Here is a 22,528-nt window from a genome sequence, read left to right on the forward strand (position 1 = left end):
CGGCACCTACGCTGGGAGGGTGAGGATCGGCATCATCGGCGCGGGCGCGCTCGGAGGCACCTTCGCCGCGCTGCTGGCGCGCGCCGGGCACGACGTGGAGGTCACCGCACGCGGCGTCGGGCTGGAGGCGATCCGCGCCGACGGCATCCGGCTCTCGGGCGGCTACGGCGACGTGCACGCGCGCGTCGCCGCGGTCGAGGCCCTCACCGTGCGGCCCGAGCTCGTGCTGCTGTGCACGAAGGCGCAGGATGCCCCGATGGCCCTCGGCCGCCACGCCGAGCTCATCGACGGCGTGCCGGTCGTCGTCGTGCAGAACGGGCTCGACGGCGTGCAGACGGCCGAGCGCTTCCTGCCGAATTCGACCTGCGTCGGCGTGCTCTCGATCATCGCGGCGAACTACACCGAGCCCGGCCGGGTGCGCGTGACCACGACCGCCGCGAGCTACCTCGGCCGTGGCGACGGCCCGGCCGACGACGAGAGCCGGCGCATCGCCGCGATCCTCTCCGAGGCGGTGCCCGTGATCGCCATCGACGACTTCCGCGGCGCGCAGTGGACGAAGCTCGTCGTGAACATGCTCAACGCGGTGCCGGCGATCGTCGGCCGCAGCGTGCAGGAGGTGCTGCACGACCGTCGCCTGCGGCGCGTGGTCGCCGCGTCGATGCGCGAGACCGTGCGCGTGGGGATGGCCCGCGGCATCCGATTCGGCTCGCTGCAGGGCCTCTCGAACGCCCGCCTGCGCCTGTTCGCCCGCGTGCCCGTGGCGCTCGGGCAGGTGCTGCCGTGGATGATGGGCGTGCGCATGGGGAAGGTGCCGAACCTCGGCTCGACGCAGCAGAGCGTGCGACGCGGGCAGCCGACCGAGGTCGACCACCTCAACGGCGCCGTCGTGCGCGAGGCGGTCCTCGCCGAGCTCGACGCGCCCGTGAACGAGGCGCTCACGGTGCTCGTGCACGAGGTGGAGCGCATCGGCGAGTTCCTGCCCGAGCAGCGGGTGCTCGCGGAGGTGCCGGCCTGACGCGTCGCGTGCTCGGCGTCAGCAGCTGTCGAGGAACCGCCGTCGCGGATGCTCGGGATCGCGGTCGTCGATGACCGCCGACGCGACGAGCCGAGGGTCGGCCTCGGCGTAGGCGACGACGTCGGCCGGGTCGACGGGATCGCCGTCGAGCGCGATCCGCACGTCCCACAGGTCGGCGAGCCGCGGGCGCAGCACGAAGCGACCGTCGAGCACGAGGATCGCGTCGGCCGGGCCGGTGATCCACTTCGGCGCGATCCAGGCGTCGCGCGTCGGGTCGAAGGCGGCCGTGACGAAGGCCGTCGACCCGCCCATCCGGAACGGCTCCACGAGCACGCGCCGCAGCGCCGACTCGTCGAACCCGTAGCCGTAGTAGCGCTGCGGCGTGTCGTCGCCGTACTCGTCCTGCGCCGCCCGCGAGCGATGGAACCGCTCCATGCTCGCCCGGAACACGCGGTGGCCGCGCTCGCGGAGCACCTCGGCGAGGTCGTCCGCGAAGACCGTCTTGCCGCTGCGCAGCGGCCCGTCGATCGCGACGATCATGCGTCCGCGTCCGTAGTGCTGCAGGATCTCGTCGGCGAGCGTGCGCAGGAACGTGACGCGAGACGTGGTGACGAGCTCCATGGCCCCGAGCCTAGCCGCGCGGCATCCGCCCGGGCATAGGCTGGCGGGATGCCTCGCCCGCCCTCCCCCGACCTGGCGACGGCGCTCAACGCCTGGTTCGCGGATGCCGCGCGGCCGCTGCCGTGGCGGGCCGCCGAGGTGTCGCCGTGGGCCGTGCTCGTGAGCGAGTTCATGCTGCAGCAGACGCAGGTGGCGCGGGTCGTGCCGAAGTGGGAGGCGTGGATCCGGCGCTGGCCGACGCCCGCCGCGCTCGCGTCCGAGCCGCCCGCCGAGGCCGTGCGCGCGTGGGACCGGCTCGGCTACCCGCGCCGCGCGCTCTGGCTGCATCGCGCCGCGGTCGAGATCGTCGAGCGGCACGGCGGCGAGGTGCCCGACGACCTCGACGCGCTCCTCGCGCTGCAGGGCATCGGCCCCTACACGGCGCGCGCGATCGCGGCGTTCGCGTTCGGCCGGCGGCATCCGGTGGTCGACACCAACACCCGTCGCGTCATCGCGCGCGCGGTGCTCGGCCAGGCGCAGCCGGGGCCGCCGTCGACCGCCCGCGACCTCGCCGAGATGTCGGCAGTGCTGCCCGAGTCGGATGCCGCGGCGCGCGTGTTCAACGCCGCGGCCATGGAGCTCGGGGCGACCGTCTGCACCGCGCGCACGCCCGACTGCGACGCGTGCCCGATCGCGACGGCCTGCGCCTGGCGGCTCGCCGGGTACCCGGCGTACGACGGCCCGCGCAAGGCGGTGCAGGCGCGGTTCGAGGGATCCGACCGCCAGGTGCGCGGGCTCGTGATGCGCGAGCTCCGCGCGGCCCATCGTCCCGTCGCGCGCGACGAGCTGACGAGCCTGTGGGCGGATGCCGCGCAGCTCGACCGCGCGATCGACGGGCTCGTCGCCGACGGGCTCGCGGTCGCCGACCCGCAGGGCGGCCTCGCCCTGCCCTCCGCGTGACGCGCAGGCGGGTCGGTCGGGGCACGGGCGCCTCCGCTCCGTGTGCGAGGATGCAGGGATGTCCGTGACGACGCTGCCCGGGCGCCGGCCGAGCCCCGACGACCTCCTCGTGCTGCTTGCCGTCGCGCGGGCGGGCCGCTACACCGCGGCCGCCACCGAGCTCGGGCTCAACCACACGACCATCGCGCGGCGGATCTCCGCGCTCGAGGATGCGCTGGGCGGGCGCGTCCTGGCCCGCGGCGCCGCGGGCTGGGTGCTCACGCCGCTCGGCGAGCACGCCATCACCGCGGCCGAGGGCGTGGAGCGCGCGCTCGGCGAGCTCGCGCCCGACCGACCCCGCCTCTCGGGCGTCGTGCGCCTGAGCGCCACCGACGGCTTCAGCGGGTTCATCGCGTCGCCCGCGATCGCCGCGGTGCGCCGCGAGCATCCCGACGTGTCGCTCGAGATCGTGGCGACCCAGCGACGGGCGGCGCAGCAGCGCGTCGGCGTCGACCTGGAGGTCGTCGTCGGCCGTCCCCACGTGCATCGCGCGGAGGCGATCCACCTCGCCGATTACGCGCTCGGGCTCTACGCGAGCCGGGACTTCCTCGCGCGGCATGGCACGCCCGCCTCGACGGCGGACCTCGCCGGTCAGCCGCTCGTGTACTTCATCGAGTCGATGCTGCAGGTCGACGCGCTCGACGAGGCGCGCACGCCGACGCGCGAGATGGTCGACGCGGTGTCGAGCACGAACGTGTACGTGCACGTCGACGCGACGCGGTCGGGCGCCGGGTTCGGCCTGCTGCCGGCGTTCCTCGCCGACCGGCACGACGACCTCGTGCGGCTCTTCGCCCACGAGATCGACCAGCGCCTGCCGTACTGGCTGGTCTGCCGCCCCGAGGCGCTACGCCAGCCGACGGCGCTCGCGTTCATCGAGGCCCTGCGGGCGCGCATCGCGGCCGTCGAGGATCAGCTCCTCGGACGGCCGCGCGGCTGATCCCGCGCCATCGGGTGCGCGCGGGCTGCGGGAGCAGCGGAGGCTGCGGTCTAGCGCGCGCCGCCGAGCTCGGCGTCGTCGCTGAGGTCGGATGCCTCGTCGTCGATCTCCCCGAGCTCGTCGAGGTCGTCGTCGGCGTCGCGCGGCTTCACGTACGGATCGGCGTCGCCCGCGTAGGCGGCCGTCGACGCCAGGGCGGTGACCTCCTCATCGCGGGTGCGTGCCTCGCGCAGGAGCTCCTCGATGTGCTCGGCGTTCTCGGGGATAGCGTCGGCGATGAATTCGAGCGACGGGGTGAGGCGCGCCGTGATGTTGCGCCCGACCTCGGTGCGGAGCATCCCCGTCGCGGCCTTGAGGGCCGCCGCGGAGTCGCGGCGCTCCTCCTCGGTGCCGTAGACGGTGTAGAAGATGCTCGCGTGCTGCAGGTCGCCCGTGACCCGGACGTCCGTGATCGTCACGAACCCGAGTCGCGGGTCGCGCAGCCCCTTGTCGAGCCGGCGCGCGACGATCTCCTTGATGCGGTCGGCCAGCTTCCTGGCCCGTTGCGGGTCGGCCATGATTGTCTCCCTTTCCTCCCCTCACGATCGAGCAAGCGAGAGGCGTTGCTCGATCAGGAGGGGCCTCCGGATCTTCCCTTCGGGTGAATCGGGGTGAAGGGGCCCCCGTTCTTCACCCGAAGGGAAGATCCGGAGGCCCCGGTACCACGAGTTACGCGCGAGGCTTCTCGCGCAATTCGATCGTCTCGATCTCGTCGCCGACCTGGATGTCGTTGTACTTGCCGAGGCCGATGCCCGCCTCGAAGTCCGTGCGGACCTCGGTGACGTCGTCCTTGAACCGGCGCAGCGACTCGATGGCCAGGTTGTCGCCGACCACGACGCCGTCGCGGATGACGCGAGCCTTGGCGTTGCGCGTGATCGTTCCCGACCGCACGATGACACCGGCGATGTTGCCGAACTTCGAGGAGCGGAACACCTCGCGGATCTCGGCGACACCCGACTGCACCTCTTCGAACTCGGGCTTGAGCATGCCCTTGAGCGAGTTCTCGATGTCGTCGATCGCGTTGTAGATGACGTTGTAGAAGCGCACGTCGACGCCCTCGCGGGCGGCACGCTCGCGCGCCTTCACGTCGGGGCGGACGTTGAACCCGATGACGATCGCGTTGTCGATCGTCGCCAGGTCGATGTCGCTCTCGGTGACGGCACCCACACCGCGGTGGAGGATGCGCAGCTGCACCGAGTCGTCGACCTCGATCTTCATGAGCGACTCCTCGAGCGCCTCCACGGCACCCGACACGTCGCCCTTGATGATGAGGTTGAGCGCCTCGACCTTGCCCTCCTCGAGCGCACGGGTGAAGTCCTCGAGCGAGATGCGCTTGCGAGCCTTGGCCAGCTGCGCGTTGCGCTCGGCGGCCTCGCGCTTCTCGGCGATCTGACGGGCGGTGCGGTCCTCCTCGGTGACGAGGAAGGTGTCGCCCGCGCGCGGGACCGTCGAGAGGCCCTGCACCTGCACCGGGCGCGACGGGGTCGCGGCGGCCACGGGGTCGCCGTTCTCGTCGGCCATGGCACGGACGCGGCCATAGGCGGTGCCCGCCACGATCGCGTCGCCGACCCGGAGCGTGCCCGACTGGATGAGCACGGTCGCCACGGCGCCACGGCCCTTGTCGAGCTTCGCCTCGATGGCCACGCCGCGCGCGTCCTTGTCGGGGTTGGCACGCAGGTCGAGGCCGGCGTCGGCGGTGAGGAGCACTGCGTCGAGCAGCTCCTGGATGCCGATGTTCTCGCGAGCCGAGACGTCGACGAACATGACGTCGCCGCCGTACTCCTCGGCCACGAGGCCGAACTCGGTGAGCTGCTGGCGCACCTTGGCGGGGTTCGCGTCGGGCTTGTCGATCTTGTTCACCGCGACCACGATCGGCACGTCGGCCGACTGCGCGTGGTTCAGCGCCTCGATCGTCTGCGGCATGATGCCGTCGTCGGCCGCGACCACGAGGATCGCGATGTCGGTCACCTGCGCACCGCGGGCACGCATGGCGGTGAACGCCTCGTGACCCGGGGTGTCGATGAAGGTGATCGCCCGGTCGATGCCCTCGTGCTCGGTGTGCACCTGGTACGCACCGATGTGCTGGGTGATGCCGCCGGCCTCGCCCGCGACCACGTTGGCGTTGCGGATCGCGTCGAGGAGGCGGGTCTTGCCGTGGTCGACGTGGCCCATGACGGTGACGACCGGCGGACGCTGCTCGAGCACCTCGTCGGTCTCGTCCTCGAGCTCCTGGTCGAGGTCGATGTCGAAGCCCTCGAGGAGCTCCTTGTCCTCGTCCTCGGGCGAGACGACCTGGATCTTGTAGCCGAGCTCGGCGCCGAGCACCTCGAACGTGGCCTCGTCGAGCGACTCGGTCGCGGTGGCCATCTCACCGAGGTGGAAGAGCACCGTGACGAGCGAACCGGGGTTCGCGTCGATCTTGTCGGCGAAGTCGGAGATCGAGGCGCCGCGACGCAGTCGGATGACGGTGTTGCCGTCGCCGCGGGGGACGCTCACGCCGCCCAGCGACGGGGCCTCCCGCATCTCGAATTCCTGCCGCTTCGTGCGCTTCGACTTGCGGGCCTTGGACTTGCCGCCGCCACGACCGAACGCGCCGGCCGTGCCACCGCCGGGGCCGCGACCACGGCCGCCGCCGCCCGCGGGACGCGGGCCGCCGAAGCCGCCGCCGGGGCGCTGGAAGCCGCCGCCCGCACCGGGACCGCCCGGGCGCGCGCCTGCACCGGCACCGCCGCCACCGCCGGGGCGCTGGAAGCCGCCGGGGCGACCGCCGCCGGCACCGGCCGGACGGGGTGCGCCGGGGCGCGGCGAGCCGGGGCGAGGCGCCTGCGGCCGCGGGATGTTGCCCGGGCTCGGACGCTGGCCCATGCCCTGCGAGCTGGAGAACGGGTTGTTCCCGGGGCGCGGCTGGGCGGGGCGCGAGCCCATGCCCTGCGAGCTGGAGAACGGGTTGTTGCCGGGGCGCGGGGCGCCGGGACGCGGAGCCGGGCGCGGGATCGCACCGCTCGGCTTCGGCGCGGCCGGCTTGACCACGTCGGATGCCGCGGGCGCGGCGGGCGCCTCTGCGGGCTTGGCCGCGGCGGCCTGCGCCGCCTTCTCCTCGGCCTGCGCCTGGCGCTCGGCGACCGTCATCGGCGCGTCGGCGACGGGGGCAGCCGGAGCGGCCGGAGCCGCCTGGGGCGCCGGCTTCGGGGCGGGCTTGGGGCCGGGCTTCGCCGCGGTGGCGGGCTTGGCCGCCGCCGGCTCGGCCTTCGCGGCACCCTCGAGTGCCGCCCGCAGCTTGCGGGCGACGGGGGGTTCGATGCTGGACGAGGGTCCCTTGACGTACTCGCCCATCTCCTTGAGCTTCTCAAGGGCGATCTTGCTGTCGACACCGAGTTCGGATGCGATCTCGTGTACGCGTGGTTTGGCAGCCACTTCTCTCCTGTTCCGGGCCCACCCCCGGACAGGGGCGGACCATCAATGGCGGACGGGTCTCATTTCGAGCCGCTCATGAGTTGTCCATTAGCCGTTCAGCCTGTTCTCTACGTTGCTGGTGTCCACCTCGCCGCGAATGCGCAGCGCGCGCCCGAAGGCGCGCTTCCGCACGGCGAGCCGGTAGCACTCGAGCGTCGGATGCAACCACGCACCCCTCCCCGGAAGCACGGCCGAGGCATCGGCCACGACGTGGGAGTTCTGGGAGACGACCCTCAGAAGCGAGGATCGCGGGGCACGCGAACGGCATCCGATGCACGTTCTGACGGGTTCCATCCTACACCTCCCCGCCATACGGCCCGGCGACGCCCGGCTCGCGGGTCAGTTCGACTCGAGGATCGAGTCGGGTTGGATGTCGATCTTCGCGCCGGTGAGCTTCGCCGCGAGGCGCGCGTTCTGGCCCTCCTTGCCGATGGCGAGGGACAGCTGGTAGTCGGGCACCAGGGCCCGGACGGCGCGGGTCTGCTCGTCGATGACGAAGGCGCTCGTCACCTTGGCCGGCGAGAGGGCGCTCGCGACGAAGGTCGCCAGGTCGTCCGACCAGTCGACGATGTCGATCTTCTCGGCGCCGAGTTCGGCGGTCACCGCGCGCACGCGCTGGCCGAGCTCGCCGATCGCGGCGCCCTTCGCGTTCACGCCCGGCTGGTTCGCGCGCACGGCGATCTTCGTGCGGTGGCCGGCCTCGCGGGCCAGCGACACGATCTCGACGACGCCGGAGGCGATCTCGGGCACCTCGAGCGCGAACAGCTTGCGCACGAGCGCGGGGTGCGTGCGGGACACCGTGATCGAGGGGCCCTTCGCGCCCTTCGCGACGCTCGTCACGTAGACGCGGATGCGCTGGCCGTGCGGGTACTCCTCGCCGGGCACCTGCTCCTCGGGTGGCAGGATCGCCTCGACCGTACCGAGGTCGATGTGCACCATGCGCGGGTTCGGGCCCTGCTGGATGACGCCGGCGACGATGTCGCCCTCGCGGCCGCGGAACTCGCCGAGCACGGCGTCGTCGGCGAGGTCGCGCAGGCGCTGGTTGATGACCTGCTTCGCGGCGAACGCGGCGATGCGGCCGAAGTCGCTGGGGCTGTCCTCGGCCTCGCCGACGACGTTCCCGTCCTCGTCGTACTCGGGCACGTAGATCGAGACGTGGCCCGTCTTGCGATCGAGGTGCGCACGGGCGCCCGCGGGGTTCGCGTGCCCGTGCTGGCCGGGGTTGGTGTGCTTCAAGTAGGCCATGAGGATCGCCTGCTCGATGATCTCCACCAGTTCGTCGAACGGGATCTCCTTCTCGCGCTCCATCATGCGGAGCACGCTGAGGTCGATGTCCATCGCCGGCCTCCTCTATTCAGCTCTCATGCCGCTTCCCCTCGGAGCGGACGACTCTCTACCGTACCGGAATGTCGGGACGCCCGTCATCCGCAGGCCGGGACGGCGATCGGGCGCGATCTCGCGCGACCGGGACCGGCAGGCACCGCGTCGGCTCGCGGCATCCGTGCGCTCAATTGTTCATGTGAACACCCATTGACATGAACCATGAATTCGGTGTTAATGGACATCATCATGAAAACGACGAGGACCTACGACATGCGCGGCCGTGCGGCCGAGGCCGACCGCACCCGGGCGCGCATCCTCGACGCGACCGTGGCGCTCGCCGGCGAGGTCCCTCTCGCGGCGTGCACCCTCCCAGCGATCGCCGACCGCGCGGGGGTGTCGGTCCAGACCGTGCTGCGCGCGTACGGCAGCCGCGACGGCCTGTTCGCCGCCGCCACGACCCGCGGGCGCGAGCAGGTCGTCGCCCAGCGCGAGACGCCCGTGGGCGACGCGGATGCCGCGCTCGAGGTGCTCGCGGAGCACTACGAGGCGTGGGGCGGCACCATGCTGCTGCTGCTCGCGCAGGAGTCGTGGGAGCCGGTCGCCGCGGAGATCACGGCGAGCGGCCGGATGCTGCACCGCGACTGGGTGCGCGACGTGTTCGCGCCGGCGCTCGAGCAGCTCGCCGCATCCGACCGCGACGAGGCGGTCGACCTGCTCGTCGCGGCCACCGACCTCTACACCTGGAAGCTCATGCGGCGCGACCGCGGCCTCGATCGTGCGGCGACGATCGGGCGCATGCGCCGCCTCGTGGCATCCGTGCTCGCCTCGATCGACGCACCTGCGAGCTCGGAGCCCGCCACGCGAGGACCCTCCACTCGGGAATGGGGACGACCATGACCGCCGTCACGCTCGTGACCGTCGACGCCGGCGGCAACGCGCCGCCCATGCTCGACATCGCCCGCACGCTCGCGCGCCGCGGCGAGGACGTGCGCGTCCTCGGGCACGAGCGCCAGCGCGACCGCGTCGCCGCGACCGGCGCCCGCTTCGAGCCGCTCGACGCGCTCGCGTTCTGGGACTGCACGATCCCGCGTTCGCTGCCGTCGACGCTCGGGCAGTTCAGCCGGCTCGGGTCCGACGGCGCCCTGCGGCGCGAGGTCGCCGACCGGCTGCGGTCCGACGCGACCGACGTCGCGCTCGTCGACTGCCTCACGGCCTCGGCGGTGCACGGCGCCCGCGACGCGGGCGTGCCGTCCGCGGTCCTCTTCCACACCTTCCTCGCATACTGGCGTGACGCCTACGCCCGTGGGCCCGTCGGGGTCGTCGCACGGCTCCGGGGCGTCGATATGCGCGCCGCCTGGCGGAGCGCCGACGCGCGCATCGTGACGGCCGACGCGACGCTCGACCCGGCCGGGCACGTCGGCGAGCCCGGCACGGCCTGGGTCGGACCCACCGATGCCGGCGTGCCGGCGCACCCCGATCCCGACCGGCCGCCGCTCGTCGTGGTCAGCCTGTCGACGACGTGGCTGCCCGGCCAGACCGCGGCCTACCAGCGCATCGTGACCGCGCTCGGATCGCTGCCCGTGCGCGGGCTCGTGACCGCGGGCGGCATCGCGCCCGACCGACCGATCGACCTGCCGCCGAACGTCGAGTGGGCCGATCGGCGCCGGCACGCCGACGTCCTCCCCGAGGCCTCGCTCGTGGTCGGGCACGGCGGCCACTCGACGACTTCGACGGCGCTCGCCCACGACCTCCCGCTCGTCATCCTCCCGATGAACCCGCACGCCGACCAGCCCATGGTCGCGGCCGCGGTCGAACGCGCGGGGGCGGGCATCGCGCTGTCGCCGCGAGCGCGTCCCGGAGAGATCGCGGAGGCCGTGGTGCGCGCGCTCGGCGACCGGCGCATGGCCGCCGCTGCGGCCGACCTCGGGCGGCGCGTCCGGTCGGCCGACGCCGCCGACGGGGCATCCGACCGCCTGCTGGCGCTCGTCGTGCGACCGACTCAGGCGCCCGAGCGATCGCCCGAGGAGGCGTGACCGCTCACGGCTCGAGGGGGAATGCGGCGGGCGGCCGCTCCCCAGGGCCGCCCGCCGCGACGGGTGACGGATGCCCCCGCATCCGCACCCCGTTCAGCGACGGTCAGTCGTGCCAGACCTGCACGACCGACGGGCGCGGCGCGGCGACGGCACCGGGCGCCGCCGAGCCGTAGTCGGGGAAGCGGGACGTCTGCGCGGCCACGGAGCCGTTCTCGCCCGGGTGCTGCACGGCCACGAAGACGAGGCCCTCGCGGTCGTGGATCACGGGGCCGCAGGTCTCGGCCTCGCGCGGCACCGAGAGGAACTGCTGCACGTTGCCGCGCTGGTCGCCCTCGAGCGGCACCCGGAAGAGGCCGTCGTTGTACCCGATCGTGCCGGGCGCGCCGTCGGTCGAGATCCAGAGGTTGCCCTCGGAGTCGAACGCGAGGTTGTCGGGGCAGGAGATCGGCGACACGAGCTCCTTCGGGAAGCCGGCGAAGTACGTGTACGCGGTCTTCGACGGGTCGCCGCAGAGCAGCAGGATGCTCCAGCCGAACGTCTCGCCCGCCTGGCCGGCGGTCTCGGTGAGCTCGATGACGTGCCCGAAGCGGTTGCCCGAGATCGGGTTCGCCTCGTCGAGCGGCGAGGACGTGCCTCGCGCGCTGTTGTTCGTCAGCGCGACGTACACCTTGCCGGTGCGCGGGTTCGGCTCGACGTCCTCGGGGCGGTCCATCTTGGTCGCGCCCACGAGGTCGGCGGCGCGACGCGTGTAGACGAGCACCTCCTCGATCGTCATGCCCGGCACCACGCTCCGGCCGTTCCGCGTGAGCGGGAGCCACTGGCCTGCACCGTCGAAGAGCCCGTCGCTCGGCAGCGCACCGCCGCCCGTGATCTCGCCGGCGGGCGAGTTGCCCGTGAACTTCGCCACGAACAGGTCGCCCTCGCCGAGCAGTCGCTGGTTCTTCTTCTTCGCGCCGGTCGAGGTCGCCGCGGTGTAGCGGCCCTTCGACACGAACTTGTAGAGGTAGTCGTTCCGCTCGTCGTCGCCCATGTACGCCACGACGCGGCCGTCCTCGGCGATGATCACGTTGGCGCCCTCGTGCTTGAGCCGGCCCATGGCGGTGTGCTTGAGCGGCGTCGACGTCGGGTCGCTCGGGTCGATCTCCACGATCCAGCCGAAGCGGTTCGGCTCGTTCACGGAGCCGGCCCGGTGCGCGTCGAAGCGCGGGTCGTACGCCTCCCAGCCGGTCTCGGTCGAGGTCGTCGACGTGCCGCTGTAGCGCTTCTGCTCCGCCGTGTCGGCCGCCCACGCGAAGTAGCCGTTGAAGTTCTCCTCGCCCGACAGCACGGTGCCCCACGGGGTGGTGCCGCCGGCGCAGTTGCCGAGCGTGCCCTTGACCCAGCGGCCCTCGGGGTCGGCGGCGGTCTTCACCAGGTCGGAGCCGGCCGCGGGACCGGTCAGCTCGAACACGGTCTCGACCGTGATGCGGCGGTTGCGGCTGCCGCCCACCACGTACGACCACGGGTCGCCGGCCTTGTCACGGCGCAGCTCGACGACGGACATGCCCTGCGCCGCCTTGTAGATGTCGCCGCGGCGGCGCTTCTCGGCGGGGTCGCTCGTGGGCGGGAACATGATGTTCGGGTTGACGTACTCGTGGTTCGCGACGAGCACGCCGGTCTTGCCGCTCGGGTCGGCGATGATGTCGAGGTAGTCGTTGTTGTAGCCGAACTGGCCCGCCTGGGCGTCGGCCGACTGGTTCGCGAAGTCGAGCGACGGCGACGACGCGAACAGCGGGTCGCCCCAGCGGATGATCGGGCTCCATCGGTAGCCGGCCGGCACCGTGAACTCGTCGACGAGGCGGTCGACGGGGTCGATCGCGCCGAACGCGAGGCCGGCGGTGCCGGGCTTCGCGGCGTACGCGGCGCCCGACGCGCCGCCGACGGCGTTGCCGACCACGAGCCCGACGGCGCCGGCGAGTCCCAGGCCGAGCAGCGAACGACGGGTGAGGGCCGCCGATGCGATGTCGCGGAAGTGCGCGTTGTCCGACGTGTTGCACTCCGGTCCGAGGCACGCGTCGGCGCACTTCAGCCGGCACGTCACGGCCGAGCGCTTGCCGCGGACGTGGCCGGCCATGGGGAGCAATCGCAGCGGGGTCTGGTCGGAAATCGTCACTTCTCGGGTCCTCACGATCGACGAACGGGTCGATCCGAGCGTCGTCGTCCGAGAAGACGCGAAGGCACCGGTTCGGTGAACACGACATGGCGTCGGGGTGAAGCGCAAGGGGGTGATCGCGCGACAAGCCCGTGCCTACAGTGTCGACATGAACCCGACCTCCGTCTCCCCCAGCGCCGCCGTCGACGCCGCCCAGGACTCGACCGCGTTCCGACTCGCCGCCCGCGTCGGCTACGTGGTGCTCGGACTCGTGCACATCGTCATCGGCATGATCGCCGTGTCGATCGCCGCGGGTGCGGGCGGCGGCGAGGCCGACCAGAGCGGGGCCATGGAGCAGATCGCCCGCGTCCCCTTCGGCGTGGTGGTGCTCTGGGTCATCGCCGTCGGGCTCGCGGCGCTCGGCGTCTGGCGGGTCGGCGAGGCCGTCGTCGAGCGCGATCCCGACGCGAAGCGGCGCTGGGGGCGGCGGGCCAAGGAGGTCGGCACCGCGGCCGCCTACTTCGCGATCGCCGGCACGGCCCTCGTGTACGCCCTCGGCGGGAGCTCCGACTCCTCGCAGTCGACCCGGTCGTTCACCGCCGACCTCCTCGCGAACCCCGCCGGCGTCGTGCTCGTCGTGCTGCTCGGACTCCTCGTGCTCGGCGTCGGCGTCGCGTTCGTCGTGCGGGGCGCCCGACGCGACTTCGAGAAGCAGCTGTCGCTGCCCGCCGGCGCGGTCGGCGGCGGCATCCGCGCGCTCGGCGTCGTCGGCTACGTGGCCAAGGGCGTCGCCGTGGCGGTCGTCGGCGTGCTGTTCGTCATCGCGGCCCTGACCCACGATCCCGAGAAGGCCGGGGGGCTGGATTCCGCGCTGCGGAGCATGGCGGAGCTGCCGTTCGGTCGCGTCCTGCTCTGGCTCGTCGGTGCGGGGCTCGTGATCTACGGCGTGTACTGCTTCGCGCGGGCGCGGTACGCCCGCCTCTGAGCCGCGAACGCGGGCGCGAGCCCGAGCGCGCGGCTCAGCTGACCGGCCCGCGGCTCAGCCGGCGAGCGCGGCGACCACTCCGTCGATCGGCACGGCGACGCGGTCGCCCGACGCGCGGTCCCAGACCTCGACCAGGCCGTCGGCGACGCCACGGCCCGCGATCACGATCTTCGGCACGCCGATGAGCTCCGCGTCGGCGAACTTCACGCCGGGCGAGAGCTTCGGGCGGTCGTCGTAGACCACGTCGTAGCCCGCGGCCTCCAGGTCGGCGACGACGCGCTCGGCGGCGTCGAAGGCCGCCTGGTCCTTGCCCGTGGCGAGCACGTGCACGTCGAACGGCGCGACCGGCGCCGGCCAGACGAGGCCCTTGTCGTCGTTGTTGAGCTCGGCGATGATCGCGAGGATGCGCGTCACGCCGATGCCGTACGAGCCCATCGTGACGGTCGCGAGCTTGCCGTTCTCGTCGAGCACCTTGAGCCCCAGCGCCTCGGCGTACTTCCGGCCGAGCTGGAACACGTGGCCCATCTCCATGCCGCGCGCGAGCTCCACCGGGCCCGAGCCGTCGGGCGCGGGGTCGCCGTCGCGCACGTTCGAGACCTCGACCACGCCGTCGGCGGTGAAGTCGCGTCCGGCGACCAGGCCGAAGACGTGCTGCTCGTCGATGTTCGCGCCGGTGATCCACTCGGTGCCGTCGACCACGCGCGGGTCGAGGAAGAAGCGGATACCGGTCGACGACTCGGCGCCGAGCACCGGCCCGTCGGCCGACCACGGGCCGATGTAGCCCTTCACGAGGCCGGGGTGGCGCGCGAAGTCCTGCTCGGTCGCGGGCTCGACCTCCGCGGGCGCGAACGTGACCTCGACGCGCTTGGCCTCGATCTCACGGTCTCCCGGGATGCCGACGACGACGACCTCGCGCGTGCCGTCGAGGTGCGTGAGCGCGAGCACGACGTTCTTCAGCGTGTCGGCCGCGGTCCAGTCGCGGCCGTCGGGACGCGGGTACTCGAGGTTCGCGAGGTCGACGAGCGTCGCGATGGTCGGGGTGTTCGGCGAGTCGAGCACCTCGGCGGGGGGCAGCCCGTCGAACGGGACGGACTCGGGGACGACCGTCGTGAACGCCTCGACGTTCGCCGCGTAGCCCCCGGCCGAGCGGACGAACGTGTCCTCGCCGACGGGCGTCGGGTGCAGGAACTCCTCCGACTTCGAGCCGCCCATCGCGCCGGCATCCGCCTTGACGATCACGTACTCGAGCCCGAGCCGCGCGAAGATGCGCTCGTACGCGTCGCGCTGCGCCTGGTAGCTGGCGTCGAGGCCGGCGTCGGAGGCGTCGAACGAGTAGGCGTCCTTCATCGTGAACTCGCGGCCGCGCAGGAGGCCGGCGCGGGGCCGGGCCTCGTCGCGGTACTTGTCCTGGATCTGGTAGATCGTGAGCGGCAGGTCCTTGTACGAGGAGTAGAGGTCCTTCACGAGCAGCGTGAAGACCTCCTCGTGCGTGGGCGCGAGCAGGTAGTCGGCCTCCTTGCGGTCCTGCAGGCGGAACAGCGCGTCGCCGTACTCCGTCCAGCGGCCCGTGACCTCGTAGGGCTCGCGGGGCAGCAGCGCGGGGAAGTGCACCTCGTGCGCCCCGGCGTTGGTCATCTCCTCGCGGATGATCCGCTCGATCTTCGCCTTCACGCGCAGGCCGAGCGGCAGCCAGGCGAAGATGCCGGGCGCCTGGCGCCGGATGTAGCCGGCGCGGACGAGCAGCTTGTGGCTCGCGATCTCGGCGTCGGCCGGGTCTTCGCGGAGCGTGCGGAGGAAGAAGTTCGACAGGCGTACGGGCACCCGACGATTCTAGTGACGCGCGGATGCCGCGTCGTCGCGTCATCCGCCGCACCGCTCGCTCGCGCGGCCGCGCCTAGGCTTGGCGCATGCCTCGACGCCGACCGCACGTCGCCGGTTCCGCCGCCCAGAGCGAGCTCGCCGCGGCGCTCGCCGAGCTCAGGGAGACGCTCGAGCTGCCCGACGGCTTCCCTCCGGCCGTGCTCGACGAGGCGGAGTCGGCGGCGGCCCCGACGCCGCCGCCCGCCGCCGACCGGCGCGACCTCCCGTTCGTCACCATCGATCCACCGGGCTCGCTCGACCTCGACCAGGCGTTGCACCTGTCTCGACGCCCAGGCGGCTACGTCGTCCACTACGCGATCGCGGATGTCCCGGGCTTCGTGCTGCCCGGCGGCGCCGTCGACCTCGAGGCCCGCGGGCGCGGGCAGACGTTCTACGCCGCCGACGGCCGGGTGCCGCTGCATCCGCCCGTGCTCAGCGAGGACCGGGCGTCGCTGCTCCCCGGCGTCGACCGCAGCGCCTACGTGTGGTCGTTCGACCTCGACGAGGCCGGAGCCGTGCTCGCGACCCGCCTCGAGCGCGCGGTCGTGCGCTCCCGCGCGCAGCTGGACTACGCGCAGGCGCAGTCGAGCATCGACGACGGGTCGGCCGACGGATCCCTCGCCCTGCTGAAGGAGGTGGGCGAGCTGCGGCTCGAGCAGGAGCGGGCGCGCGGCGGCGCGAGCCTCAACGTGCCCGACGAGGAGATCGTGCGCACGCCCGACGGCGGCTACGCCCTCGAACGACGCAGGCTCCTGCCGGTCGAGGATTGGAACGCGCAGCTCTCGCTCATGACCGGCATGGCCGCCGCCGAGCTCATGATCGCCGCGCGCGTCGGCATCCTGCGCACCATGCCGAAGCCGTCCGACGAGGAGATCGCGGCGTTCCGCCGCCAGACCGAGGCGCTCGGACGCCCGTGGCCCGAGTCGATCGGCTACGGCGAGTACCTCCATGAGCTGCCGCGCGACGAGCCCGCGTCGCTCGCGATCCTGCAGGCCGCGAGCGGACTGTTCCGCGGGGCCGGCTACGTGGCGATGGACGGCACGGTGCCCGACGACCCCGTCCAGTCCGCCCTGGCCGCCCCGTACGCCCACGTCACGGCCCCGCTCCGGCGCCTCGTCGACCGCTGGGGACTCGTGGTGTGCGAGGCGATCGCCGCCGGGCGCGACGTCCCCGCGTGGGCACGGGCGTCCCTCGGTGAGCTGCCGTCGCTCATGGGCGCATCGACGCGTCGCGCCTCGCAGCTCGACGCCGCCTCGATCGCTCGCGTCGAGGCCGCGGTGCTCTCGGATCGCGTCGGCGACCGGTTCGACGCCGTGGTGCTCGGCCTGCGCAACGGATCGGCGGTCATCCAGCTCGTCGAGCCGGCGGTGACTGCGACCTGTCCCGCGCCGCCCGAGGCACGTCCGGGCGCGCAGCTGCCCGTCGTGCTCGAGGGCGCGGACATCCGCACCGGTACGGTGCGGTTCCGGGCGGCCTGACGTCAGACGTTGCCGTCGACGTCCTCCTCGTCCTGCATCGCGAAGTGGTCGAGCTCGTCCTCGGCGGTGTCCGACTCCGCGGCCTCACCGGATGCCTCGTCGGTCCCCTCGTGGAGCGTGCCCGTGCCGTCGGGGTACCCGGCCTCGTCGGGGTACTCGTACTGCGTGCCGTCTCCGCTCATCGCGGTCCCCTCTCGCGAACGGATGCCGCGTGCACGGGCATCCCGTGCGGCCCACGTTACCCGCGAGCTGGGGTCACCGCGATGCCGCCGCCATGAGCGCCGAGACGACCGCGCCGGACGACGCCTGGTCGATGTCCCCGGGCACCGTGACCCAGGCGAGGTTCACGCCATCCGTCGCGTAGACCGCCGTCACTCCGCCCACGGGAACGGCGACGGCCGCGACGGCACCGCTGACCGTGACGGGCGCGGCACCCTCGCGTCCGGCGAGCTCGGTGATCGCCCACCCCGCTCCCGGCAGCAGCTCGCTGTTGAAGAAGCGCCCGGACGCCGGGCTCGACCACGCGCACGGGAAGTCGCCGATAGCGCGAAGCGAGCCGTAGAACCCCGGTGCGGCTTCGCCCCCGAAGCCGCCGGGCTCGGCCGCGAACGGCTCGCCGAGGATCGACGTCGTGTCGAGGCCCGACGCGAGGGCCGCGCAGTCGATCGCCGCCGACCACATGCCGGCCGGACGCGCGGCGGGGACGGGTGCGGACGAGGCCGCGGCATCCGCGACCCGCGAGGTGATCACGTCGATCGCCTCGAGGGCGGTGTCCGAGGAGGCATCCGCCGTGCCGACGATCCCCGAGAGCCAGTAGCCGCCGACGACCGTGCTGAACGAGCAACGGCCGTAGCAGAACGGCGAGTCCGCCTCGGCATCGGCGACCTGCGCCTCCAGCCCCGCCGCGGGCATGACGTAGAGCGAGACGTACGGGTCGCTCGCGGCAGAACCCCAGGTGCACTCGAGCCCCCCGAGCACCGCGACGGCCCACACCCGCTCGCTCTCGGGGTCCGTGGACGTCGTCACGTCGCCGCCGACGAGGTCGGACAGCGTCGCGTCGTCGACAAGGGCCGGGCACGCACCGTCGAACGCGATCGCCGGCTTCGGCGCGATCACCGGCGTGGGCTCTGACGTGGCGGAGGCCGTCGGCGACGGAGCCTCGGACGTGGGCGGGGCGGCATCCGCTGCGGGGACGCAGCCCGTCAATGCCGCGAGCAGAATACCGGCGAGTAGGGCGCCAGCCGTACGTGTCATGTCGAGAATGTAACGTCGCGGAGCGGGCTGTCGCGAATCGGTTCGGTCTCGATTGGGTGACGGCGCCTGCGACGGCTCAGGGCGTGACGACCTGCGGGCTGCCGACCGGGGCATCCGCCCCCATCTCGTCGGCGATGCGGTTCGCCTCGGCGATGAGCGTCGCGACGATCTCGGACTCGGGGACGGTCTTGATGACCTCGCCCTTCACGAAGATCTGGCCCTTGCCGTTGCCGGATGCCACTCCGAGGTCGGCCTCGCGGGCCTCACCGGGTCCGTTGACGACGCAGCCCATCACGGCGACGCGCAGCGGCACGCTCATGCCCTCGAGCCCGTCGGTGACGTCGTTCGCGAGCTTGTAGACGTCGACCTGCGCGCGGCCGCACGAGGGGCACGACACGATCTCGAGCTTGCGCTCGCGGAGGTTGAGCGACTGCAGGATCTGCAGGCCGACCTTGACCTCCTCGACGGGCGGGGCCGACAGCGACACGCGGATGGTGTCGCCGATGCCCTCGCTGAGCAGGATGCCGAAGGCCGTCGCGCTCTTGATGGTGCCCTGGAACGCGGGACCGGCCTCGGTCACGCCGAGGTGCAGGGGCCAGTCGCCCCGCTCGGCGAGCTGGCGGTAGGCCTTCACCATGACGATCGGGTCGTTGTGCTTCACCGAGATCTTGAAGTCGTGGAAGTCGTGCTCCTCGAAGAGGCTCGCCTCCCACACGGCCGACTCGACGAGCGCCTCGGGCGTCGCCTTGCCGTACTTCTGGAGCAGGCGCGGGTCGAGCGAGCCGGCGTTCACGCCGATGCGGATCGAGACGCCCGCCTCCTTCGCACGGCGCGCGATCTCGCCGACCTGGTCGTCGAACTTCCGGATGTTGCCCGGGTTCACGCGCACGGCCGCGCAGCCCGCGTCGATCGCCGCGTACACGTAGTTCGGCTGGAAGTGGATGTCGGCGATGACCGGGATCTGGCTCTTCTTCGCGATGATCGGCAGCGCCTCGGCATCGTCGCGGCTGGGCACGGCGACGCGGACGATGTCGCAGCCCGAGGCGGTCAGCTCGGCGATCTGCTGCAGCGTCGCGTTGATGTTCGGCGTCGGCGTGGTGGTCATCGACTGCACGCTCACGGGCGCGTCGCCGCCGACGAGCACCTTGCCCACCTTGATCTGCCGGGACTTGCGTCGCGGGGCCAGGGTTTCGGGGACCTTCGGCATTCCGAGATTCACTGCAGGCACCGTACGAGTCTACTTCCGGCTGCGGGAGTGCGGGCCGACGAGCGGATGCCTCAGGCGCAGCCGTTCTCGTACACCGGAACCGGTGCGTCGATCGCGGCGATCGTCGCGGAGTCCTCGCTCGGGCGGAACTCCACGCTGATCTTCACGGTGCCGGGTCCCCCGACGGCCGCGCGGGACTCCTCGACGTACTCGAGATACGGTCCGGAGCAGCCGGAGGGATTCTGCCGAAGCTCGGGAAGTGCGATGAGCTCGTCCCAGCCCGCGCCGACGTCGGGGCCCCCGATCGTGGACAACGAGACGTCGCGAGCCGTCGAGCCGGTGTAGCGGACCGTGAATGCCGGACGCTCGAGCGAGAGTTCCTTCCCGACGCCCTCCCATCGATCGACGTAATGGTGCTCCCACAGCTCGAACCCGTCCCACTGGTGCAGGGTGCGCGGCGGGAAGTGGTTTCCGCCCTCGACCGCCTGATCGACCGGAGCGGCTCCGAACACGGTCGTAAGCGCGACGACCGCGTCGGAGGGCGTCGACAGGTAACCGAGGCTCAGGACGACGCCGCCGGCGGCGTCGCGGAGTTCGAGCGAATCGGGGCGCGCGACGAGCTCCGTCACGGTCGTGAGCGGGTCGACGGGCTCGGGGGCCGGTGCAGCCGTTGCGGTCGGGCGCGGCGTCGCGGCATCCGGCGTCGGGCTCGGGATCGGCGTGGGGCCGACGCACCCGGCGAGCGCGAGCATGAGTGAGAGCGCGGCGGCGGTGAGGGCGCCGGCGCGGAGCGTTCGGGTCATCGGACTCCTGGTTCGATTCGAGCGAGAGGCTAGACGCGCGCGACGCCGATGTTGACGGGAGCGACGAGGCGGAAGCCGTCGGCGCCGTCCTTCCAGATCACCACGGAGTAGGCGTTGGCCCTGCCCTCGACCTCTGGCGGGCCGAGCTCAGGGCCCGTCTCGACGGGCACCTCGACGTAGCCATCGACATCGTACGGCTCCCCCATCAGCTCGGCGAATTCGCCGACGTCGTCCCCGACCTCGAACCCCGGTGCAGTCGTCATGGCGATGCCTCGCACCGTCGGTGCCGTGACCTGCACCTCGAGGTTCAGGCCTGCGATGTCGGGCCCGTCGTCGGGGATCCAGACCGAGTGGTCGTCGTCCGCGAAATGGCCCATGTGGTCGTCGGAGACCTGGAACCCGTCCCACCGGTACCGCGTCGCGGGCCGGGATTCGCAGCACGACCCAGGGTCCTCCTCGATCGTGGGCTCGCCGCCGAAGACCATGGTCAGGTCGGCGACGAAGTCCTCAGCCGACAGGTCGTACGAGAGCGTCCGGACGACGGTGCCCGACCCGTCCTGCAGGTCGAGCTGCTCGGGGCGGACGACGATCGACGCGATCGCCGGCTCCGCGGGCGCGGTGGTAGGGGCCGCGCTCGGCACGGAGTCCGGCGACGACGGCGCGGAGGTGTCCTCCGCCGACGACTGGCCGACGCAGCCAGTGAAGGCCAGCGCGACGACGATCGCAGCGGCGGGGAGGATGCCCGGGCGGAGGGCGGTCACGCGCAACCGTCCTCGTGGATCGGCATCGGCGCACCGACTTCGGTGATGGCATCGGGATCGTCGAGATTGGTGAAATCCACGCCGTATCGCTGCGCGTGCACCGTGCCGTCGGCCCACGTCTCGTCGCGCTCGATGTAGTCGAGGTAGGGCCCGGAGCATCCACTGGGATTGACCTGCAGGTCGGGTATGGCCTGGAGGTCGCTCCACGAGTACCCGACCCCGATACCGTCGAACGTGGTGAGTGCCACGCCAGAGCTCTGCGAGTCCTTGAACTGCACGCGGAAACTCGGGCGGTACAGCGTCGGCGTCTGGTCGGCGAAGTCCGCCCAGCGATCGGCGTAACGGGTCTCCCAGAGCTCGAACCCGCCCCAGCGGTGCGCGGTGGTCGGCGGGAAGTGGCTGTTCCCCGGGTACTCCTCGTCTTCCGGCGCCGCACCGAACACCGTCGTGAGCGCTTCGATGGCCGGAGCCGCAGGGGTGAGGTAGTCGAGCGAGAGGATCTCGTCTCCGGCCGCGTCGTGCAGCACCAACGACTCGGGTCGGGCGACCAGGGTGGTCACGGTGGTGAGCGGGTCGACGGGCTCAGCGGTGGGCGTCGCCGTCGACGTCGGACGCGGCGTCGCGGCATCCGGAGTCGGCGTCGGGCCGACGCACGCGGCGAGCGCGAGCATGAGCGAGATCGCGGCGGCGGTGAGGGCGCCGGCGCGGAACGTTCGGGTCATCGAGGCTCCTGTCGGAGTGGTCGGGGTGGTCGGGTGCGCGCGGACGTCCTCAGACGCCCGCGATCCCGACGTTGTGCGGCGCGAGTAGTCGCGTGCTTCCGTCCGGCAGGGACTGCAGGACGACGGAGTACGCGTTCGGCTGCCCCGCGAAGCGCACGTCGAGCACGTGCTCGCTCGGCGGGCCGAGTTCCGGGCCGGTCTCGACGGGGATCGCGTCGAACCCGTCGCCGACGTAGGGCATCCCGACGTCCTCGGCGAGCGCGGCGGCATCCGCGCCGGCCTGCACGCCCCGCACGGTCGTCAGCGGAGTGCCGTGACTGTCGGGGGCACCGGCGATCACGACGAGATTCATGTCCCGCAGGTCGGGACCATCGTTCGGGATCCAGACGGTCGGGTCGGCGTCGTCCCATCCTCCGACCTGGTCGTCCCAGACCTCGAGCCCCGGCCAGCGGTAATGGATCGACGCCGGAGTCTCGCAGCAGTGCCCGGGAGCCTCCTCGATCTCGGGCTCCGCGCCGATCGCGATGGCCAACGCGTCGACGAACGCCACCGCCGGCAGGTCGTAGGAGAGCGCCTCGACGGTGGCTCCGGCGGCGTCCACGAGATCGAGGGCTTCGGGCCGCAGGACGATCGACGTCACCGTCGTGAGCGGGTCGACGGGCTCCGCAGTCGGCGCCGCCGTCACGGTCGGACGCGGCGTCGCGGCATCCGGAGTCGGCGTCGGCGTCGGGCCGACGCAGCCCGCGAGCGCGAGCATGAGCGAGATCGCGGCGGCGGTGAGGGCGCCGGCGCGGAACGTTCGGGTCATCGGACTCCTGGGTCTGGATCGTCGGCGTCTCGGAAGACGCCTCCTCCGATCATGGCTGCGGTGCGGCACCCGAGGGAGGCCCACCACAAAAACATAACCCATAATATGGACTAGGGCCCG

21 protein-coding genes are annotated in these 22,528 nt (G+C 72.5%); 7 read left to right on the top strand and 14 right to left on the bottom strand.

The window, feature by feature from the left end; translation table 11 throughout:
• The first annotated feature begins 19 nt into the window (after positions 1-19).
• Positions 20-1,015, top strand: a complete 996-nt coding sequence (locus ACWGO8_RS00865; RefSeq protein ID WP_452041276.1) for a ketopantoate reductase family protein — start codon at positions 20-22, stop codon at positions 1,013-1,015.
• Between the two features lie 18 nt (positions 1,016-1,033).
• Here ACWGO8_RS00865 and ACWGO8_RS00870 read toward each other — a convergent pair whose 3' ends face one another.
• Positions 1,034-1,636 (bottom strand): hypothetical protein, encoded by a 603-nt coding sequence (locus ACWGO8_RS00870; RefSeq protein ID WP_452041277.1) that lies wholly within the window; start codon positions 1,634-1,636, stop codon positions 1,034-1,036.
• 48 nt (positions 1,637-1,684) lie between these two features.
• Here ACWGO8_RS00870 and ACWGO8_RS00875 point away from each other — a divergent pair, with 48 nt between their 5' ends.
• Together ACWGO8_RS00875 and ACWGO8_RS00880 are read left to right on the top strand one after the other, a co-directional pair.
• Positions 1,685-2,575, top strand: coding sequence for an A/G-specific adenine glycosylase (locus tag ACWGO8_RS00875; protein WP_452041278.1), 891 nt, complete (start codon positions 1,685-1,687; stop codon positions 2,573-2,575).
• A 58-nt stretch (positions 2,576-2,633) separates the two neighbouring features.
• Positions 2,634-3,551 (top strand): LysR family transcriptional regulator, encoded by a 918-nt coding sequence (locus ACWGO8_RS00880; protein ID WP_452041279.1) that lies wholly within the window; start codon positions 2,634-2,636, stop codon positions 3,549-3,551.
• Positions 3,552-3,601: 50 nt separating this feature from the next.
• Here ACWGO8_RS00880 and rbfA read toward each other — a convergent pair whose 3' ends face one another.
• The 4 genes from rbfA to nusA form a co-directional block, all read right to left on the bottom strand.
• Positions 3,602-4,108 (bottom strand): 30S ribosome-binding factor RbfA, encoded by a 507-nt coding sequence (gene rbfA, locus ACWGO8_RS00885; protein ID WP_376957089.1) that lies wholly within the window; start codon positions 4,106-4,108, stop codon positions 3,602-3,604.
• Between the two features lie 151 nt (positions 4,109-4,259).
• Positions 4,260-7,004 carry a translation initiation factor IF-2 gene (gene infB, locus ACWGO8_RS00890; RefSeq protein ID WP_452041280.1) on the bottom strand — a complete coding sequence of 915 codons (2,745 nt, stop codon included), beginning with the start codon at positions 7,002-7,004 and terminating at the stop codon, positions 4,260-4,262.
• 87 nt (positions 7,005-7,091) lie between these two features.
• On the bottom strand, positions 7,092-7,355 hold the full coding sequence (locus ACWGO8_RS00895; protein ID WP_452041281.1) for a YlxR family protein: 264 nt from the start codon (positions 7,353-7,355) through the stop codon (positions 7,092-7,094).
• A gap of 27 nt (positions 7,356-7,382) precedes the next feature.
• Entirely contained in the window at positions 7,383-8,381 is a 999-nt protein-coding gene (gene nusA / locus ACWGO8_RS00900; protein ID WP_376957094.1) for a transcription termination factor NusA, read from the bottom strand.
• Positions 8,382-8,612: 231 nt separating this feature from the next.
• Here nusA and ACWGO8_RS00905 point away from each other — a divergent pair, with 231 nt between their 5' ends.
• Positions 8,613-9,263: a TetR/AcrR family transcriptional regulator gene (locus ACWGO8_RS00905; protein WP_452041282.1), complete on the top strand. Its 651-nt coding sequence runs from the start codon at positions 8,613-8,615 to the stop codon at positions 9,261-9,263.
• Positions 9,260-10,399, top strand: a complete 1,140-nt coding sequence (locus ACWGO8_RS00910; RefSeq protein ID WP_452041283.1) for a glycosyltransferase — start codon at positions 9,260-9,262, stop codon at positions 10,397-10,399. The genes ACWGO8_RS00905 and ACWGO8_RS00910 overlap by 4 nt, the downstream gene beginning before the upstream one ends.
• A 103-nt stretch (positions 10,400-10,502) precedes the next feature.
• Here ACWGO8_RS00910 and ACWGO8_RS00915 read toward each other — a convergent pair whose 3' ends face one another.
• Complete coding sequence (locus tag ACWGO8_RS00915) at positions 10,503-12,512, bottom strand: PhoX family protein (RefSeq protein WP_452043504.1); 2,010 nt, start codon at positions 12,510-12,512, stop codon at positions 10,503-10,505.
• Positions 12,513-12,699: 187 nt separating this feature from the next.
• Between ACWGO8_RS00915 and ACWGO8_RS00920 the strand changes: the two genes are divergently transcribed.
• Positions 12,700-13,515 carry a DUF1206 domain-containing protein gene (locus ACWGO8_RS00920; protein WP_452041284.1) on the top strand — a complete coding sequence of 272 codons (816 nt, stop codon included), beginning with the start codon at positions 12,700-12,702 and terminating at the stop codon, positions 13,513-13,515.
• A 54-nt stretch (positions 13,516-13,569) separates the two neighbouring features.
• On the opposite strand, the gene ACWGO8_RS00925 is transcribed toward ACWGO8_RS00920, so the two are convergent.
• Positions 13,570-15,336, bottom strand: coding sequence for a proline--tRNA ligase (locus ACWGO8_RS00925; RefSeq protein ID WP_452041285.1), 1,767 nt, complete (start codon positions 15,334-15,336; stop codon positions 13,570-13,572).
• 86 nt (positions 15,337-15,422) lie between these two features.
• On the opposite strand from ACWGO8_RS00925, the gene ACWGO8_RS00930 reads away from it, so the two are divergent.
• The gene (locus tag ACWGO8_RS00930) at positions 15,423-16,853 is read left to right on the top strand and encodes an RNB domain-containing ribonuclease (protein ID WP_452041286.1); all 1,431 of its coding nucleotides are present in this window, start codon (positions 15,423-15,425) and stop codon (positions 16,851-16,853) included.
• 2 nt (positions 16,854-16,855) lie between these two features.
• Here the strand turns inward: ACWGO8_RS00930 and ACWGO8_RS00935 are convergent, their stop codons facing one another.
• From ACWGO8_RS00935 to ACWGO8_RS00965, 7 genes are all read right to left on the bottom strand, one after another.
• Positions 16,856-17,035 (bottom strand): hypothetical protein, encoded by a 180-nt coding sequence (locus ACWGO8_RS00935; protein WP_452041287.1) that lies wholly within the window; start codon positions 17,033-17,035, stop codon positions 16,856-16,858.
• Positions 17,036-17,108: 73 nt separating this feature from the next.
• Positions 17,109-18,107: a hypothetical protein gene (locus ACWGO8_RS00940; RefSeq protein WP_452041288.1), complete on the bottom strand. Its 999-nt coding sequence runs from the start codon at positions 18,105-18,107 to the stop codon at positions 17,109-17,111.
• 76 nt (positions 18,108-18,183) lie between these two features.
• Positions 18,184-19,314: a flavodoxin-dependent (E)-4-hydroxy-3-methylbut-2-enyl-diphosphate synthase gene (ispG, locus tag ACWGO8_RS00945; protein WP_376957263.1), complete on the bottom strand. Its 1,131-nt coding sequence runs from the start codon at positions 19,312-19,314 to the stop codon at positions 18,184-18,186.
• Positions 19,315-19,385: 71 nt separating this feature from the next.
• The gene (locus ACWGO8_RS00950; protein WP_452041289.1) at positions 19,386-20,117 is read right to left on the bottom strand and encodes a hypothetical protein; all 732 of its coding nucleotides are present in this window, start codon (positions 20,115-20,117) and stop codon (positions 19,386-19,388) included.
• Positions 20,118-20,146: 29 nt separating this feature from the next.
• Positions 20,147-20,878, bottom strand: coding sequence for a hypothetical protein (locus tag ACWGO8_RS00955; RefSeq protein WP_452041290.1), 732 nt, complete (start codon positions 20,876-20,878; stop codon positions 20,147-20,149).
• Positions 20,875-21,600 carry a hypothetical protein gene (locus tag ACWGO8_RS00960; RefSeq protein WP_452041291.1) on the bottom strand — a complete coding sequence of 242 codons (726 nt, stop codon included), beginning with the start codon at positions 21,598-21,600 and terminating at the stop codon, positions 20,875-20,877. Before ACWGO8_RS00960 ends, ACWGO8_RS00955 begins: the two co-directional genes overlap by 4 nt.
• Positions 21,601-21,649: 49 nt before the next feature.
• On the bottom strand, positions 21,650-22,408 hold the full coding sequence (locus ACWGO8_RS00965; protein ID WP_452041292.1) for a hypothetical protein: 759 nt from the start codon (positions 22,406-22,408) through the stop codon (positions 21,650-21,652).
• Positions 22,409-22,528: the final 120 nt, after the last annotated feature.

Source organism: Agromyces sp. NPDC055661 (assembly GCF_053618135.1).